Source organism: Paenibacillus cookii (assembly GCF_018333375.1).
Lineage (GTDB): Bacteria > Bacillota > Bacilli > Paenibacillales > Paenibacillaceae > Paenibacillus_AQ > Paenibacillus_AQ cookii.
Genome location: NZ_BORW01000002.1, coordinates 204,694 through 219,201, shown reverse-complemented (window position 1 = coordinate 219,201; position 14,508 = coordinate 204,694). Strand labels below are relative to the sequence as shown.

The following is a 14,508-nucleotide window of genomic DNA, read 5'->3' as shown; positions in this document are numbered from 1 at the left end:
TTAATCGGGCTCTTTTTCTTCTTTGACCGTTACCGCAGGTTGGTTCCACAGGATGACATGTTTCGTCTTGCTGAGTTTCTCGTAAAAAAGCTGGGGATCTTTTCGAAACAGGCGGATGAGGACGTGGATAAAAAACCAGGCGTCCATGACGAAGACGACCATGCCGAGGATGAGCCGGCCGACGTCCGGCACGTTGTCGAGCGATCCCGCCAACAGGCGGTTAAGCCCGAAAAATACCCAGTAAAGCAGACCGTAACGTTTGAGGAGCGCCGCGAGCGTAATGGGTTCTCCCATGTTCGTCAGCTTGATGCGGACCAGCCATTTTCCCGGAGTCACGCCATGCGTCAGCCACGGAATCAAAATGAAATAAATCCCCGTGGCCACCCAAAACGCGGCTTTGACATGAAGAATGAAACAGATCGCCATCAATATCGGCCAGATGACCGAATCGATCAAAAACGCGACGGCCCGGCGGGTGTATGTGACTCTTTTGGCGGACAAATCCACGTTTTCATCGAGTTTTTCGATCCTTGGCAGGAGCCCGGACAACCATTCGGCCGCCACATACCCGCAAATGCCGCCAAGGGTGTTCATGATGAGATCATCGACGTCGAATACGCGGTATGCATGGTCATATATTCCGTAAATGCCCGTCAGCTGGGTCACCTCGAAAAAGAGGGAGAGCAGGAACGAAAACAGGATGGACCGGATCCAGCCCGTACGGAAGTAATAACGGAGCACCATCCCGAAAGGCACCGTCAGAATGATGTTGAAGATGACCTGGAGAAACGCCCGTTCCTTCAGCAAATGCCAGTAAGTGGACGGAGCCGATCCGACGACCGACGTCTCTTTTAGAATATCGAAAATGAAGTTCAGCGGCACCAGCTGCATGGCCCCGGACGCCAGCGCGGCGTTATGCCGCGACGACGGCAGCGGAAGGATCACAAGATACAACGCATTCATTAAGTAAAGCAAAAACAGGTACAATACAAACGCCCGTACTTTATTGATATAACCGTATTTGCGGTATTGCACGATCAGGAACGGAAGCGTGAACAACAACGCCGCAAACGGAAAAGACATAAAGGCGTAAGAAATGGGAAACAGATAGGAATGAAGCACACGATCACCGCCAATGTTTAATCAAGGCCGCCGTGGAAAGACAGCCGGTAATGATCATAACATAATCGAGCCTTATTCTCGATTAAATTAAGTTTAAATTTTCCTATTGCCGTCTTAAATATTGTTCACAAAAACGCAAAATCGTTTATACTGGACTATACGTTTAATTAAATTCATCGTCATTCATGTATGAGTGCATCAGGAGGATATGGATGGGACAACCAGAAGGATCGTTGCAGAAAAAACTAAAGCCTAGACATATCAGTTTTATGGCTATGGGCGGCGTCATCGGAACAGGCATTTTTAAAGGCAGCGCGGAAACGGTCGGGCTTGCGGGACCGGGCGTCATCGTCACGTACGTGTTTGCGGGGCTGCTGCTGCTGGTTGTGATGGCGGCGATGGCCGAAATGGCCACGGTATACAAGGGCAGGAATATGAAGGATTTCGTGAGGGAAGCATTCGGCGAAAAGGTGTCCTTCATTTTGGGATGGATGTACTGCTTTATGTGGCTTTCGGTATGCGTCATCGAAATCATTGCCGCGGGCAGTTTCTTGCAGTATTGGCTGCCGGGGGTGCCGTTATGGGTGCTGAGCCTGGCTTCCGCGGCATTGATCATCCTGATCAATTTGCTGAGCGTAGGGACGCTCGGGGAATTCGAATTTTGGCTGGCGGGCATCAAAATCGCCATGATCATCGTATTTATCGTCCTGGGCACTTGCCTCATTTTCGGGATCATTCCAAGCGGCAATACGCCGTATCTGAGCAATTTTGCCGGTGCCGGCGGCTTTTTCCCCGGGGGCTGGACATCCGTTTTTTCGGCGATGCTGGTCGTCATGTTCTCCTACGGCGGCTCCGAGCTGATCGGCTTGACGCTCACCGAGACGGAAAATGCCGAGCGCATATTGCCCAAGGTCGTCGGCAATTTCATTTTAAGGATCATTTTGTTTTTTACGCTGCCGATCCTCGTCATTTGCGGCTTGATTCCGTGGCACGAGGTCGGGCAGGAAAGCAGTCCGTTCGTGCAGGTGCTGTCGGCGACGGGGCTTGCGGGCGCAGCTCACATTATGAATTTCATTCTGGTTACGGCGGTGCTGTCGGCTGCGAACTCCGGCATTTACGGCGCGTCGCGGATGCTGTATTCGATGGCTGCGGCCGGGGAGGCGCCGAAGGCGTTGTCCAAAACGAACCGCAAGGGAAGTCCGGTCAACACGCTGCTGTTATGCGCGGTCATCCTGCTTGCGGGCGCCATGCTTGGCTTTTTCGCGCAGGATCAGCTGTTCAGGGTGCTCATGGCCGTGCCGGGATTCGTCGTATTGCTGGTATGGATTTGCATTGCGCTGTCGCAAATGAAGCTGCGCAAAAGGTATCCGGTGAAACCGTCGTTTAAGGTGTGGGGATACCCGTATGTTACCGGAATCGCCGCGTTATGTTTGGCGGTCATCGCCGTATTTTTTGTGGTGGACCGGCAAAACCGTTTAAGCATCGGGATTTGTCTTGCCGTTCTGCTGCTGCTGATCGTTTGGTCCTTTGCCAAGTTTCGCGGAAAACGGCCAGGCGGGAAAGCGAACTAGGCAACCCGGACAACACAAGCAAGACCGACCGTTCCTTGGAGAGGAAACGGCCGGTCTTTTTTTCGTTGGAATGCGATGTCTTCCATCTTGGCGATCAGGCTGGGAATCAAAAAATACTAAGAAAATGAAAAAATGATTATATCTGTAATTCCTATGTGGGATTAAAGTTAAATATGTAATCCGCTGGGCGGCGAAAAAATCAAGGTGGATCACATCGTCAAAAACAGCATCGCCTTCCAAAATAAAAAGCACGGCTTCACCTACAACAGCAATCCCGGTTCCATAACGCTGACCAACAACACTTCCTGGAACAACGGGCAAAGCAATTTTGCCTTTGACCCCGGAACGCATCGATTCACGAACAATCTCTCGTTTGCAGGAGGGTCGAGCGACAAAACAAGCGGAACGGATGTGGAAAACACCAACGTATGGTGGAAAAACAACGCCTCCGTGAACGGCAAAGGACTGGCAGCCGGCCCGGCCGATTTCGCGTCGCTCACGCCTTCGGTCATCCGAAACGCCGACGGCTCGCCTAACCTGGGCTATTTCTTGAAGCTTGCTCCGGGGAGCGACCTGATCGGCTCCGGAAGTCCGGCAGGAACCAACATCGGAGCCCGATGAAAGAGGGGATTAAACGGGCCCGACTTTTCGCATGGCCGGTTTGAGCCCGGATATCTGAAAGCGATTCCATGCCGGGATTGCAAAAAACGGTTGGCCGTTGGTGAACGGTCAACCGTTTCTTTTTCCGGGCTGCAAGCTTCCGCGCGCGAAGTCCCCTTAATTTAAGCTCAATTGCCAAGAAACCCCGAAACGGTCCTGAACCCAAGCGGATTTTTTGGCAAACGGATAGGCCGCAAGCGGCATCAGGACGGCACCGCCTTCGGATAGCTTGGCGAAGGTTTCGTCGATTTCCTCTTCGGACTCGCAGTCGACGAACAGCGAAATCGCGGGCGTAAACGTAAAGGCGTGATGGACGCTGCTGTCGATGCACAGGATGGTTTGTCCTTTAACGGAAAAGGCCGCCTGCATGACCGACCCTTCCGTCCCCGATTCGTTGGGCCCGTAACGCGTTACGCGCAGGATTTCGGCCGGGCTGAATACCGAGACGTAAAAATTCATCGCCTCTTCGGCCTGCCCTTCAAACATTAAAAACGGCGTTACTTTCGGTTCCATCGTTTTTCGCTCCTTTAAAGTATGTTACAATCACTTACGAGACGATCCTGGCATTGCCGGGCAAGCTGGACTGATATTCTTTTAGGCTACATTCTACCGGATTGGACCCCGGAGGGACAAGCTGCCGCCAAAGCGGGACATTCGAGCGATAGAACAGCAGCCCCTGCAGGATCGATAACTCACTGAAACCCGGATGCCTTGATCCAAAACATAAAAACAAAGGAGGCTGCCGTGTTATGGCGACAGTCCGCGAGCTGTTGACGGAAGCGGATTTTCGGGAGGCCGAAGAACAAAGGCTGCCGATCCGCGTATTCCGCGACGACCATTTGATCGACTCCTTGACGTATATCATCCGATTTACCGAAAGCACCGTCATTACCCAGTCGGATGTCAGCGACCTGACATACCATTCCCGCGGGGAATGCCAATTTTTTGAGATCCGCAAATCATGAACCGAAAGCAAAAGCATGGAAACGCATGGAAAGGGCGCTCACGCGATTCGTTTCCGTGCGTTTTATGTTTTTCGGCCCGGTCTACGGGGGAAAACGGCAAAAAAGAGCTTCAGACGAAGTCTGAGGCTCTTTTTTTATTTTATCGCAACGCGTTGCGTTCAAGTCGCTTTTAAATAATCGAGAATCATGGCTTTCAGGATTTCGAGCTGCTTTACCGGTTCGATATTCGATTCGAGCATCGGAATGCTGCTCTGCAGCGACAATTTTTTGGCAAACTGGCCAAACGCGTTCGTAACGGTCGCAATCGTCTCCTCCAAAGGCACGTCTGCCCGGAGGGAACCGTCGTTGATGCCGTCCTTTAAAATTTGGGACAACGACGTTTGAATGCGGCCGACGGCGGCATGGTACGCAGGCAAATCCTCGAGCGGCTCGCGGGATTGGGCGGCGTAGCTTTCGAACGCTTCGATCAATTTGGTGTTTTCGCTATGTTCTTCGCCGATAAACCCGATGAATACGTCGAGCATTTGCTCCAGGCGCTCATAGCAAGTGCCGGGCCGGCGGAGGATTTCCTCGAACGTTTCGGTCTGCGATTCGATGATTTTGATTGCAACTGCGACGATCAGTTTGTCTTTTTTCGGAAAATGACGGAACACCGTCGCGACCCCCATATGGGCTTCCGTTGCGACATCCTGCATCGTCGCTTTGTCGAGGCCTTTCCGGTTGAACACCTTTTGGGCTGCTTCCAGCATGAGCGCTACCCGCTGCTGCTTGGCTTCCGTACGTTCCCGGTCCCATCTGGTTTTTGAATTCAAATTGTCCACGTTCCTTCCAAACGGTTCGTTTTTTTGTTTCGTGATCATAACAAATGGCCGGAGGGCTGTCAACCGGATAAAGCGGGGAAAGTCCGCGCCGCCTGCAGGATGAAACGGTTGTCATTCGCCTGCGGCAGGCGTATAATGATCGGTGTAATGATAGTTGCACTATCACACAGATATTTTAACTATCATTAGCTGATTTTATTCTAAATCCTAAAGGAGTCAATCCTTATGTCTGAAAACCATCAAGTTGTTGTCATTACCGGTGCGGGAAGCGGAATAGGCCGCGCGACAAGTTTGAAATTCGCCGCAGGCGGCGCCAAGGTCGTGCTCGTCGACTTTAACCGGCAAACGGGCGAAGAAACGTTGAAGCTCGTGAAAGAGCAAGGCGGAGAAGGCATCTTCGTGCAGGCTAACGTCGCAAACAGCGAGGACGTCCAAAACTATGTGAACAAAGCCGTGGAGACCTACGGACGCGTCGACGTCTTTTTTAACAATGCCGGCGTCCTGCAAAAATTCTCCATGTTTGCGGATATCGAGGACTCCGAGTTTGACCGGATTTTCTCCGTCAATGTCAAAGGGGTTTTCCTCGGCATGAAATATATGCTGAAAGTGATGGAAAAGCAGGGACACGGCGTCATCATCAACACCGCTTCGACCGCGGGACTGCGGAGCGAGCACAGTCTTGCGGTATATTCGGCAAGCAAGCATGCCGTCGTTGCGCTTACGAAATCCGCGGCGCTTGAATACGTGAAAAAAGGAATCCGCGTAAACGCGATTTGCCCCGGCAGCGTGGATACGTCCTTGACCCAAGCCGTTCCGTCCATGATGCAGGAATCCGGATACGTTCCTGAGGAACTGCCGAACATGCGCATCGGACGTTACGCCAATCCGGAGGAGCTGGCGGAAGTGGTTACGTTCCTCGCTTCGCCGAAAAACAGCTACATGACCGGCTCGATCGTTCCGGTCGATGGCGGATTGACGCTGTAATAACAACCGTTTTGAGGGCCTGTGCGAGGATGTTCGCACGGGCCTGTTTTGCGTTTGGGGGCGTAATCAAACCGGAGGGATGCCCAAATAATATTTGACAGATCAGTACAAAATAAGTATGCTAATACCACCATTATTTTCCGAAAGGAGTTTAGGCCAGATGAGCAAAAGCGGAAGACCGCGCGAGTTTAAGGATAACGCCGTGATCGACGCCGCGATGGAAGTGTTCTGGGACAACGGCTATGAATCATGCTCGACCGAAGCGCTGTGCAATAAAACCGGCCTCGGCCGGGGAAGCCTGTACAATGCATTCGGCAGCAAACACGAGCTGTATGAACAGGCCCTTCGGAGATATCATGAGCTGGGAATCCAGGAGCAGATGGAAATTCTGGAGAGGGAGGTTCCGGTAAAAGATCGCTTGAGGGCATTATTGGAGTGGCAAATTCGGGGGGATTCCAGGGCGAACAACAGGGGATGCCTTTTGATTAATGCCGCTGCGGAGCGGGCCAAAACCGATCCGGCCGTCGAACGCATTTTCAAAGAACACGTCGACCTGCTGGAACACGCGATCGAAAAAGCGATCATCCAAGGTCAGGAGGCGGGGGAAATTACGCAGGACCGCAAGGCTTCCGAACTGGCTGACATGTTTCTCAGCAGCCTATACGGTCTCGGCGTCATCTATCCCGCGACGTTGAACCGAAGCTTGGCGGAACGCATCATTGAAGGAACGTTATCGTCGCTAGATTAGGCACGGCATGCGCTTTCCGGGTTTGGGAAGCGCGAACGCCGGCCTCGGCTGCGATGGATCGGGCAAGAGACGGATAGGGTGCTTCCCGAGGAATCTTTTTTTGATTAATTTTGTACTGGGTTGTACAAAATCGTCTTCTGATTTTGCAGAACATCCCTTTTGAACGAAGGGATGCTTTTTTAACCTTAATTTTGTACTGTTCATTACAATATTGAAAATCCGGGAGTGATGTTTATGCCACTGGCTATTTACGTACTGGGACTGATGATTTTTTCCATGACGACGTCCGAATTTATGGTCGCGGGGATTATGCCCTCGCTTGCTTCGGATTTCGGGGTATCGATCGCGGCGATCGGTTATCTGATTTCCGCTTATGCCGCCGGGATGATCGTCGGGGGACCGCTGCTGACGATCGGGCTTCTCAAGCTTCCGCGAAAAACCGCCTTCATGAGCTTGGCGTTCATTTTTCTTGCCGGCCAGACCTTGGGCGCATTGGCTCCGAACTATGAGCTGATGATGGCGGCAAGGATCATCACGGGCATTGCCTCTTCGGCCTGCTTCGGGGTTGCCATCGAAATTGCTTTGACGCTTGTCCGGCCGGAATCCAGCGGCCGCGCGGCTTCGATCGTGCTCGGCGGATTGATGGTCGCCACGGCCGTGGGCCTGCCGATCGCGATGCTGTTCGATCAATATTTCGGCTGGCGCTCCAGCTTCTGGGCCGTCGCCATACTCGTATTGCTGTCCGGTATCATGGCGCAGCGTCTCATTCCGGCATCGCCTGCGGTCGGGTCGGTGAGCCTCCGCGGCGAGATGGCCGCCTTTAAAAACCGGCACCTGTGGGCCGCTTATTTGACGAGCATGCTGATTATCGGCGCCACTTTTGCCGCATTCAGTTATTTTTCGCCGATCCTGACCGACGTGACCGGTTTCGACGCGAAGCTCGTTCCGCTTCTTCTCGGCATTTACGGCGTGGCGACGGTGGTCGGCAACCTGATCACGGGGCGGCTGGCTGACCGCTTCATGATGCCGATCCTGACGATCGGACTTACGGTCCTTGCCGCGGCGCTGATCATCTTCGGCTTGTTTGCGGGCAATCCGGTCGTCGCGATGGCAGCCGTGATCGTCATCGGCCTTGCCGGAGTGCCCATGAACCCTGCCATGGTGACGCGGGTATCGCGGACGTCCAACAGCGGCTCCTTGGTGAGCACGGTCCACGTTTCCATCGTCAACTTCGGCATCGTGGTCGGATCGACGTTCGGCGGACTCGCCATTGACCAAGGTTTCGGCCTGTCTTCTCCGCTCTGGGTAGGGGTCGTATTGGGGATTCTCGGCCTCTTGTCCCTTGTGCCGTATCTCTTGAAGGAACGCGAACCGAACACCCGGATGCAAAAAAGCGGGCAAACCTGCGCATAAGGCATCCATGGAATCAAAATCGGCAGGCCGGGCATGAAAACCCCGGCCTGTTTTTAATTGACCGCACTCCCGATCCGTTCGATGAAACCGCGAAGCGGGGTCGAAATCCACTTTTTGGGATGCAAGGCCAGCAGCAAAGTTAACCGGAGATCGGGATGCGCAAACGGGAGGCTGACCAGTTCCCCGCGGCCGATTTCGGCTGCGGCAGCCATCCGCGGCAGGAGCGATATGCCTGAGCCGCTCATCACGCACCGTTTGATGGCCTCGGGATTGCCGAGTTCAAGGCCGATCGCATAAGGGATGCCGTTTTTCTTTAAAATGTTTTCGAGCATGATCCGGTAATTGCAGCTCTCTTCGGGCATGATCCACTCGGCGCCCGCCACATGCTCCAACTCGATTTTCTTCATCCTGCAAAGGGGATGCTCCGGGCTTGCCAGCAGCACGAGGGGTTCGTCGCGGATCGTTTGCCATGCCAATGACGGATCGGAAGGCTCGCCGTCCAGGATCAGGCCGAGATCCAGTTCGCCTTCTTTGACTTGCTTGAGAATATGCGTCTCGCGACCGGTCTGCAGCCGGACGGACAGCCCTTCGTAGCGCTCCCGGATTTCCTGCAGGAAAGGGGGAAGGAAATAAGCGGCCAGCGAATCGATGGTGCCGATCGAAAGCGTGCCCCCGCTTTGCCTGCCAAGCCTTTCCTTGGACTGCTGGTGGAGGTCCAGCATTTGGACCGTGAACCGGAGCAGTTCTTCCCCCGCGGAAGTCAGGCGCAAACCTTTGCCGAACCGCTCGAACAGCTGGACGCCGTAGGCTTTCTCCAGTTTTTGGATCTGCGTGGTGACGCTGGACTGCGCGTATCCAAGCTCCTCGGCCGCCCGGGTAAAGCTTTGGCGGAGGGCGACCTCGCGAAACGTGTTCAGGTAAGTGAGATCCATCCAGTTTCAACTCCATCAATAATATTGATCATGCTCATCGATTATTATAGATAACACCGATGGCATTTCCTATGGTAAATTGAAGGCACAAACCGATAGGAGGTCATCCCAATGTTGAAAAGAGAAGATTTGCGGGGCGTTTTCGTGCCCGTCGTTACGCCGTTTACGAAAGGCGGCGAGCTTGATTTGGCTTCTTACCAAAACTATGCCGGGCAGCTGGCAGAGCAGGATATTGCGGGTCTGATCGTGAACGGAACGACGGGGGAAGCCCCGACCGTCCGGTGGGAAGAGGTGCGGCAGCTGGCGGAAGCGACGCAGTCTCTTTTGAAAAATAAAAAAAGGGCGGTGCCCGTCGTCATCGGAACCGGAACCAACGATACGGCATCGACCGTCGAACGAACCGAAAGCGCGGCGAACATGGGAGCCGATGCGGTTCTCGTTGTCGTTCCTTACTACAGCAAACCGTCGCAGCAAGGGATCCTGGAGCATTTTCGGACCGTGGCCCGGGTCGGGGTGCCGGTCATTGCCTACGAAATTCCTTCCCGTACGGGGATCCGCCTCAGCATGGATACGGCCAGGGCCATCATGGAATTGGACGGGGTCATCGGCATCAAGGACAGTTCCGACAGCCTGGAGCTGATCGGGGAACTGACGAGGCATAACGCCGGCCCGGTCCTTTGCGGGGACGACCTGCATTATGTCGCCAAACTGGCACTCGGGGCAGTCGGGGGAATATTGGCCTCCGCGAACGTAAACACGCAGCGTTTCATCGATGTATATAACCTGGTGCAAAAGGGGGAGATCCTTGCGGCCAAACAAACCTTCGACGCCCTGATTCCATTGGTCCAAGGCCTTTTCCGGGAACCGAACCCCGCTCCGCTTAAGTGGTTGTTGGCGAGCTTGGGCCAAATCGCCACGGATCGCCTCCGGCTGCCGCTGATGCCGATTTCCGAGCAGCTGAAAAAAGAACTTGAGCCATGGCTGCATTACCTATAATCCGAACATTCCCTTATAATATATAGATAAGACACCGCAGGAAAAAACAAGGCCGGCGGGCGATGCGAACGAAGGGGATTTGGAATTGGCGGCACAAAGAGAGGAAATATTGCAGCGGTTATACAAGCAAATCCAGGCGGATGAGCATATCATCGGCGTGGCGGCAGGGGCCGGCATCTCGGCCAAATACGCCGTCAAAGGCGGAGCGGATCTCATTTTGGCGCTGAATTCGGGGCGTTTCAGACAGATGGGGCTCGGCTCCGTCGCCGGCTTTTTGCCATTCGCAAACAGCAATGACATGGTCATGGAATTCGGGTCGCGGGAAATTTTATCCGTGGTGGGAGAAACGCCGGTCATTTTCGGCCTGTGCGCGACGGACCCGACGATGGAACCGGAAGCTTTTTTGAAACGGATTCGGGAAAGCGGCTTTGCGGGCATCATCAACTACCCGACCGTGGGATTGATCGACGGGAAGTTCCGAGAAGCGCTGGAGGAAGAGGGCATGACGTATCTGCAGGAGGTGGAAGCCGTCAGGCTGGCGCACGAGCTGGGGCTTTTTACGATGGCTTTCGTTTTTGACGCGGAGCAGGCATCGCTGATGCTGAAGGCGGGCGCCGATTGCATCTGCGCTCATTTGGGCGTCACCGGAGGCGGGAGGATGGGCACGAAAAGAGTGCTGTCCCTGGAAAAAGGGGCGGAGCTCGCCCGGCAAATTTTCGCCGTTTGCGACGCTTCGGGCAAGCAGCCGGTCAAGCTTGTCTACGGCGGCCCTGTGCATGCTCCCATCGATGTGCAATATATGTACGACAATACGTCGGCGATGGGGTATGTCGGCGGGTCCAGCTTCGAGCGGATTCCGACGGAAGAGGCGATCGTGGAAACGACGCACCGTTTTAAGCTGACCGGGCATCTGGAGCAGGACAAGCAGCTGATGGACCGGCTGTCGCATGCGAACGAACCGTACGATTATGTCGCTTTTGTCAAAGAATACGTCGCTGAGCATTACATGCACAATGTTTCGCTCACCGAACTGGCGGAACGGATTCACGTATCGCGGACCCATTTGAGCGCTTTGTTCAACAAAGAGGTCGGCTGCAGCTTTCCGGAATACATCGCGAAATACCGCATCCATAAAGCGCAGGAAGTGATCAAGCACACCAGGCTGCCGCTGGCGCGGATCGCCGAAACGGTCGGTTATCCGGACTACGTCCATTTCAGCAAAACGTTCAAAAAATATACGGGCATGACCCCGCAAGCCTACCGCCGACAAACATAAGACAAATATACATAAAGATCGTACATGAATACGATCCTTTTTTGATGAAAGCGCTGTATCCTTAACTTGTAACGGGATGAACGGCAGCCCGATCCGGGAGGCCGCACGAGGCTCAAGTGAAGGAGGTTGTTTTCATGAAAACGATTGCGATTGCCGGAACGTTCGATTCCAAGGGCGAAGAGTTTTTGTACGTGAAATCGGTCATTGAAAACCTTGGCTTAAAAACGTTTACGATCCACTGCGGCGTATTCGAGCCCATGTTTACGCCCGACGTGTCGAACAACGAAGTGGCGCAGGCGGCAGGAGGGGACATCCGGGAAATTGCCGCAAGGAAGGACCGGTCCGCAGGAACGGAAGCGCTCGCCAGGGGAATGGAACGGATCGTTCCGAAACTGTACGCGGAAGGGAAATTCGACGGCATCCTGTCATTCGGCGGCACGTCCATCGTTACCGCAGGCATGCGAGGTTTGCCGATCGGCGTTCCGAAGCTGATGGTTTCGACCGTCGCGTCCGGCCAGACCGAACCGTATGTGGGCACCAGCGACATTGTTATGTTCCCGTCGATCGTGGACGTATCCGGGCTGAACTCTTTTTCGACCACGATCTTTACGAACGCGGCGCATGCCATCGCAGGCATGGTGCAGTTCGAATCGGCTCCGCCGCCGGATAAGAAGCAGCTGGTCGCCGCGACGATGTTCGGGGTGACGACTCCGTGCGTGAACTATGCCAGGGAATATTTGGAGCAGCAGGGCTTCGAGGTGCTTGTATTCCACGCGACAGGCACCGGCGGTAAAACGATGGAAAGCCTGATCGAAGGCGGCTTCGTCGACGGCGTCCTGGATCTGACCACGACCGAATGGTGCGACGAGCTTGTCGGCGGGGTGCTTGCCGCCGGACCGCATCGCCTTGAGGCGGCAGGCCGTTGCAAGGTGCCTCAGGTCGTATCGACGGGTGCTCTCGACATGGTCAATTTCGGGCCTTACGATACCGTGCCGGCTGCGTTCAAAAACCGCAATTTGTACAAACATAATCCGTCGGTCACGTTAATGCGGACGACCGTAGAGGAAAACCGGAAGCTTGGCGAAGTGATCGCGGATAAACTAAACCGGGCGCAGGGGCCGACGGCGCTCATGCTTCCGCTGAAGGGCGTGTCCATGCTTGACGTGGAAGGCCAGCCGTTCCATGGAACGAAAGAAGACGAAATGCTGTTCAACACGTTAAGACAACGGATTGACCGCCATACGGTGGAATTGATCGAGCTCGACTCCGACATCAACGACAAAGCTTTTGCCGTGGCGGCGGCGAAAAAATTGATCGAACTGATGAAAAAAAGCTAACTGGAGACAACCTCAAACAAACGCGATATGGAGGAGGAAACATACGATGAAAACCAGAACTGAAATTTTGAAAAAATTAAAAGCGGAGGTTGCTGCAGGCAACGTGCTGCTGGGCGCAGGAGCGGGAACGGGCATTTCGGCCAAAAGCGCCGAAGCCGGCGGCGTGGATCTCATTATCATTTATAACTCCGGCCGGTACCGGATGGCGGGACGGGGGTCGCTTGCCGGACTGATGGCGTACGGGGATGCGAACCAAATCGTCGTGGACATGGGGAACGAAGTGCTGCCGGTCGTCAAAGAAACGCCGGTGCTGGCCGGCGTCTGCGGGACCGATCCGTTCCGGATCATGGATATTTTCTTGAAACAGCTGAAGGAGCAAGGTTTTGCAGGCGTCCAAAACTTCCCGACGGTAGGCTTGATCGACGGCGTGTTCCGGGCGAATCTTGAGGAAACGGGTATGGGGTATGACCTGGAGGTCGACATGATCCGCAAAGCGCATGAGCTTGATCTGCTGACTACGCCATACGTGTTTGACGAGGAACAAGCGAAAAAAATGGCCGAAGCCGGGGCCGATATTTTGGTTGCGCATATGGGATTGACGACCAAAGGAACCATCGGCGCAAAAACGGCGCTTACTTTGGACGATTGCGTAGAAAAAATCCAGGCGATTTGCGACGCGGGCAAAGCGGTTAATCCGGACATCATGGTTCTGTGCCATGGCGGACCGATTGCCGAACCGGAAGATGCGGAATACGTACTGTCCAGAACGAAAGGCGTCGAAGGATTTTTCGGAGCTTCCAGCATCGAACGTTTTGCGACAGAGGTGGGCATCAAGCAGCAAACCGAAGCGTTTAAGAACATTTTGTAATAGAACGCTCGGACTGAATCCCTCACAGAAAAATACATCAGATTTAGCCTTGCCGTTACCATGCTAAAAGGAATCGATCCTTGAGGCATGGAATGGCCGAGGCTTTTTTTATTTCACACTGCGTAAAAAAAGAAATGCCTGCAAAGATCTTGCGCGCATGATTTTGGTTTGTCGCCGCATTGCAGACGGACAGGATTATGGGAGCGTAACGTCGAATATGATCAATACAATGACCATGATGCAACAACTAAAATGTAGGAGGCGAATGGATCGTGAAAAAGGTAGAGGAGTATATTCAGGAATGGCTCCGGCATCGATTGGTGCTGCAGGACATGGTTGCATTGATTCCCGATGAACACATCGGATTTAAACCTTGGGAGAATGCAATGCCAATGGGAACTTTAATAACCCATATCGTCACATCAACGGATATGTTCGTAAAAACGGTAAAAAACGGCATGTTTACACCTCCGGCAAAAATAAATCCATGCGAAACGATGGAGGAAATCGGAAATGTCGTCCGGCAATTGACGGAGGAGACACGTGAAAATTTGAATTCGATTAACGATGAACAGTTGGAAAAAGAAATTGAGTTTAACGGCTTTATAGGTACGGGCAGATTATGGTTGGCTTCAGCAAAGGACCACGAAATCCACCATAAAGGCCAATTGTTTACGTATGCAAGAATGGTTGGAGTTGAAAATCTGCCATTTATGATGAAACAACCTCCAAAAAAACAATAAATGATTTTAAAGAGAGAGGCTGCAGCCGGAAATCCGGCTGCAGCCCTGTTTTTTGATCGAAGTCTCTTGTTT

At 53.6% G+C, this 14,508-nt stretch carries 14 protein-coding genes and 1 pseudogene; 11 read left to right on the top strand and 4 right to left on the bottom strand.

Features of this window, described 5'->3' with window-relative positions; genetic code table 11:
- Complete coding sequence (locus KI367_RS03850; protein WP_036714727.1) at positions 1-1,122, bottom strand: VanZ family protein; 1,122 nt, start codon at positions 1,120-1,122, stop codon at positions 1-3.
- A gap of 212 nt (positions 1,123-1,334) precedes the next feature.
- On the opposite strand from KI367_RS03850, the gene KI367_RS03845 reads away from it, so the two are divergent.
- A complete protein-coding gene (locus KI367_RS03845; protein WP_156124703.1) occupies positions 1,335-2,693 on the top strand; it encodes an amino acid permease in 1,359 nt (452 codons plus the stop codon).
- A gap of 183 nt (positions 2,694-2,876) precedes the next feature.
- Positions 2,877-3,314, top strand: a pseudogene (locus KI367_RS03840) (right-handed parallel beta-helix repeat-containing protein); the annotation flags it as partial.
- A 156-nt stretch (positions 3,315-3,470) separates the two neighbouring features.
- Here KI367_RS03840 and KI367_RS03835 read toward each other — a convergent pair.
- Positions 3,471-3,866, bottom strand: coding sequence for a VOC family protein (locus KI367_RS03835; protein ID WP_212947704.1), 396 nt, complete (start codon positions 3,864-3,866; stop codon positions 3,471-3,473).
- A gap of 236 nt (positions 3,867-4,102) precedes the next feature.
- Between KI367_RS03835 and KI367_RS03830 the strand changes: the two genes are divergently transcribed.
- On the top strand, positions 4,103-4,318 hold the full coding sequence (locus tag KI367_RS03830; protein WP_036714101.1) for a hypothetical protein: 216 nt from the start codon (positions 4,103-4,105) through the stop codon (positions 4,316-4,318).
- A 158-nt stretch (positions 4,319-4,476) separates the two neighbouring features.
- Here the strand turns inward: KI367_RS03830 and KI367_RS03825 are convergent, their stop codons facing one another.
- On the bottom strand, positions 4,477-5,139 hold the full coding sequence (locus tag KI367_RS03825) for a TetR/AcrR family transcriptional regulator (protein ID WP_246536610.1): 663 nt from the start codon (positions 5,137-5,139) through the stop codon (positions 4,477-4,479).
- A 225-nt stretch (positions 5,140-5,364) separates the two neighbouring features.
- Here KI367_RS03825 and KI367_RS03820 point away from each other — a divergent pair, with 225 nt between their 5' ends.
- The 3 genes from KI367_RS03820 (at position 5,365) to KI367_RS03810 (ending at position 8,284) form a co-directional block, all read left to right on the top strand.
- Positions 5,365-6,123, top strand: a complete 759-nt coding sequence (locus KI367_RS03820; protein WP_212947701.1) for an SDR family NAD(P)-dependent oxidoreductase — start codon at positions 5,365-5,367, stop codon at positions 6,121-6,123.
- 160 nt (positions 6,124-6,283) lie between these two features.
- The gene (locus tag KI367_RS03815; RefSeq protein ID WP_036714095.1) at positions 6,284-6,871 is read left to right on the top strand and encodes a TetR/AcrR family transcriptional regulator; all 588 of its coding nucleotides are present in this window, start codon (positions 6,284-6,286) and stop codon (positions 6,869-6,871) included.
- Between the two features lie 234 nt (positions 6,872-7,105).
- Entirely contained in the window at positions 7,106-8,284 is a 1,179-nt protein-coding gene (locus tag KI367_RS03810; protein ID WP_212947699.1) for an MFS transporter, read from the top strand.
- Between the two features lie 53 nt (positions 8,285-8,337).
- On the opposite strand, the gene KI367_RS03805 is transcribed toward KI367_RS03810, so the two are convergent.
- A complete protein-coding gene (locus KI367_RS03805) occupies positions 8,338-9,216 on the bottom strand; it encodes a LysR family transcriptional regulator (protein WP_212947697.1) in 879 nt (292 codons plus the stop codon).
- Positions 9,217-9,327: 111 nt separating this feature from the next.
- Here KI367_RS03805 and dapA point away from each other — a divergent pair, with 111 nt between their 5' ends.
- From dapA to KI367_RS03780, 5 genes are all read left to right on the top strand, one after another.
- On the top strand, positions 9,328-10,212 hold the full coding sequence (gene dapA / locus KI367_RS03800; RefSeq protein ID WP_212947695.1) for a 4-hydroxy-tetrahydrodipicolinate synthase: 885 nt from the start codon (positions 9,328-9,330) through the stop codon (positions 10,210-10,212).
- 85 nt (positions 10,213-10,297) lie between these two features.
- A complete protein-coding gene (locus KI367_RS03795; RefSeq protein ID WP_212947693.1) occupies positions 10,298-11,488 on the top strand; it encodes a phosphoenolpyruvate hydrolase family protein in 1,191 nt (396 codons plus the stop codon).
- Positions 11,489-11,622: 134 nt separating this feature from the next.
- Positions 11,623-12,825, top strand: a complete 1,203-nt coding sequence (locus KI367_RS03790; protein ID WP_212947691.1) for a Tm-1-like ATP-binding domain-containing protein — start codon at positions 11,623-11,625, stop codon at positions 12,823-12,825.
- Positions 12,826-12,871: 46 nt separating this feature from the next.
- Positions 12,872-13,693, top strand: coding sequence for a phosphoenolpyruvate hydrolase family protein (locus KI367_RS03785; protein WP_212947689.1), 822 nt, complete (start codon positions 12,872-12,874; stop codon positions 13,691-13,693).
- 272 nt (positions 13,694-13,965) lie between these two features.
- Positions 13,966-14,436, top strand: coding sequence for a DinB family protein (locus KI367_RS03780; RefSeq protein WP_212947687.1), 471 nt, complete (start codon positions 13,966-13,968; stop codon positions 14,434-14,436).
- The last annotated feature ends 72 nt before the right edge of the window (positions 14,437-14,508 follow it).

What these genes read in the sequence shown, in the direction of transcription:
- KI367_RS03810 (WP_212947699.1), top strand. Translation starts at nt 7,106, where the DNA reads ATGCCACTGGCTATTTACGTACTGGGACTGATGATTTTTTCCATGACG.
- KI367_RS03820 (WP_212947701.1), top strand. Translation starts at nt 5,365, where the DNA reads ATGTCTGAAAACCATCAAGTTGTTGTCATTACCGGTGCGGGAAGCGGA.
- KI367_RS03835 (WP_212947704.1), bottom strand. Translation starts at nt 3,866, where the DNA reads ATGGAACCGAAAGTAACGCCGTTTTTAATGTTTGAAGGGCAGGCCGAA.
- KI367_RS03790 (WP_212947691.1), top strand. Translation starts at nt 11,623, where the DNA reads ATGAAAACGATTGCGATTGCCGGAACGTTCGATTCCAAGGGCGAAGAG.
- dapA (WP_212947695.1), top strand. Translation starts at nt 9,328, where the DNA reads ATGTTGAAAAGAGAAGATTTGCGGGGCGTTTTCGTGCCCGTCGTTACG.
- KI367_RS03805 (WP_212947697.1), bottom strand. Translation starts at nt 9,216, where the DNA reads ATGGATCTCACTTACCTGAACACGTTTCGCGAGGTCGCCCTCCGCCAA.
- KI367_RS03845 (WP_156124703.1), top strand. Translation starts at nt 1,335, where the DNA reads ATGGGACAACCAGAAGGATCGTTGCAGAAAAAACTAAAGCCTAGACAT.
- KI367_RS03815 (WP_036714095.1), top strand. Translation starts at nt 6,284, where the DNA reads ATGAGCAAAAGCGGAAGACCGCGCGAGTTTAAGGATAACGCCGTGATC.
- KI367_RS03830 (WP_036714101.1), top strand. Translation starts at nt 4,103, where the DNA reads ATGGCGACAGTCCGCGAGCTGTTGACGGAAGCGGATTTTCGGGAGGCC.
- KI367_RS03785 (WP_212947689.1), top strand. Translation starts at nt 12,872, where the DNA reads ATGAAAACCAGAACTGAAATTTTGAAAAAATTAAAAGCGGAGGTTGCT.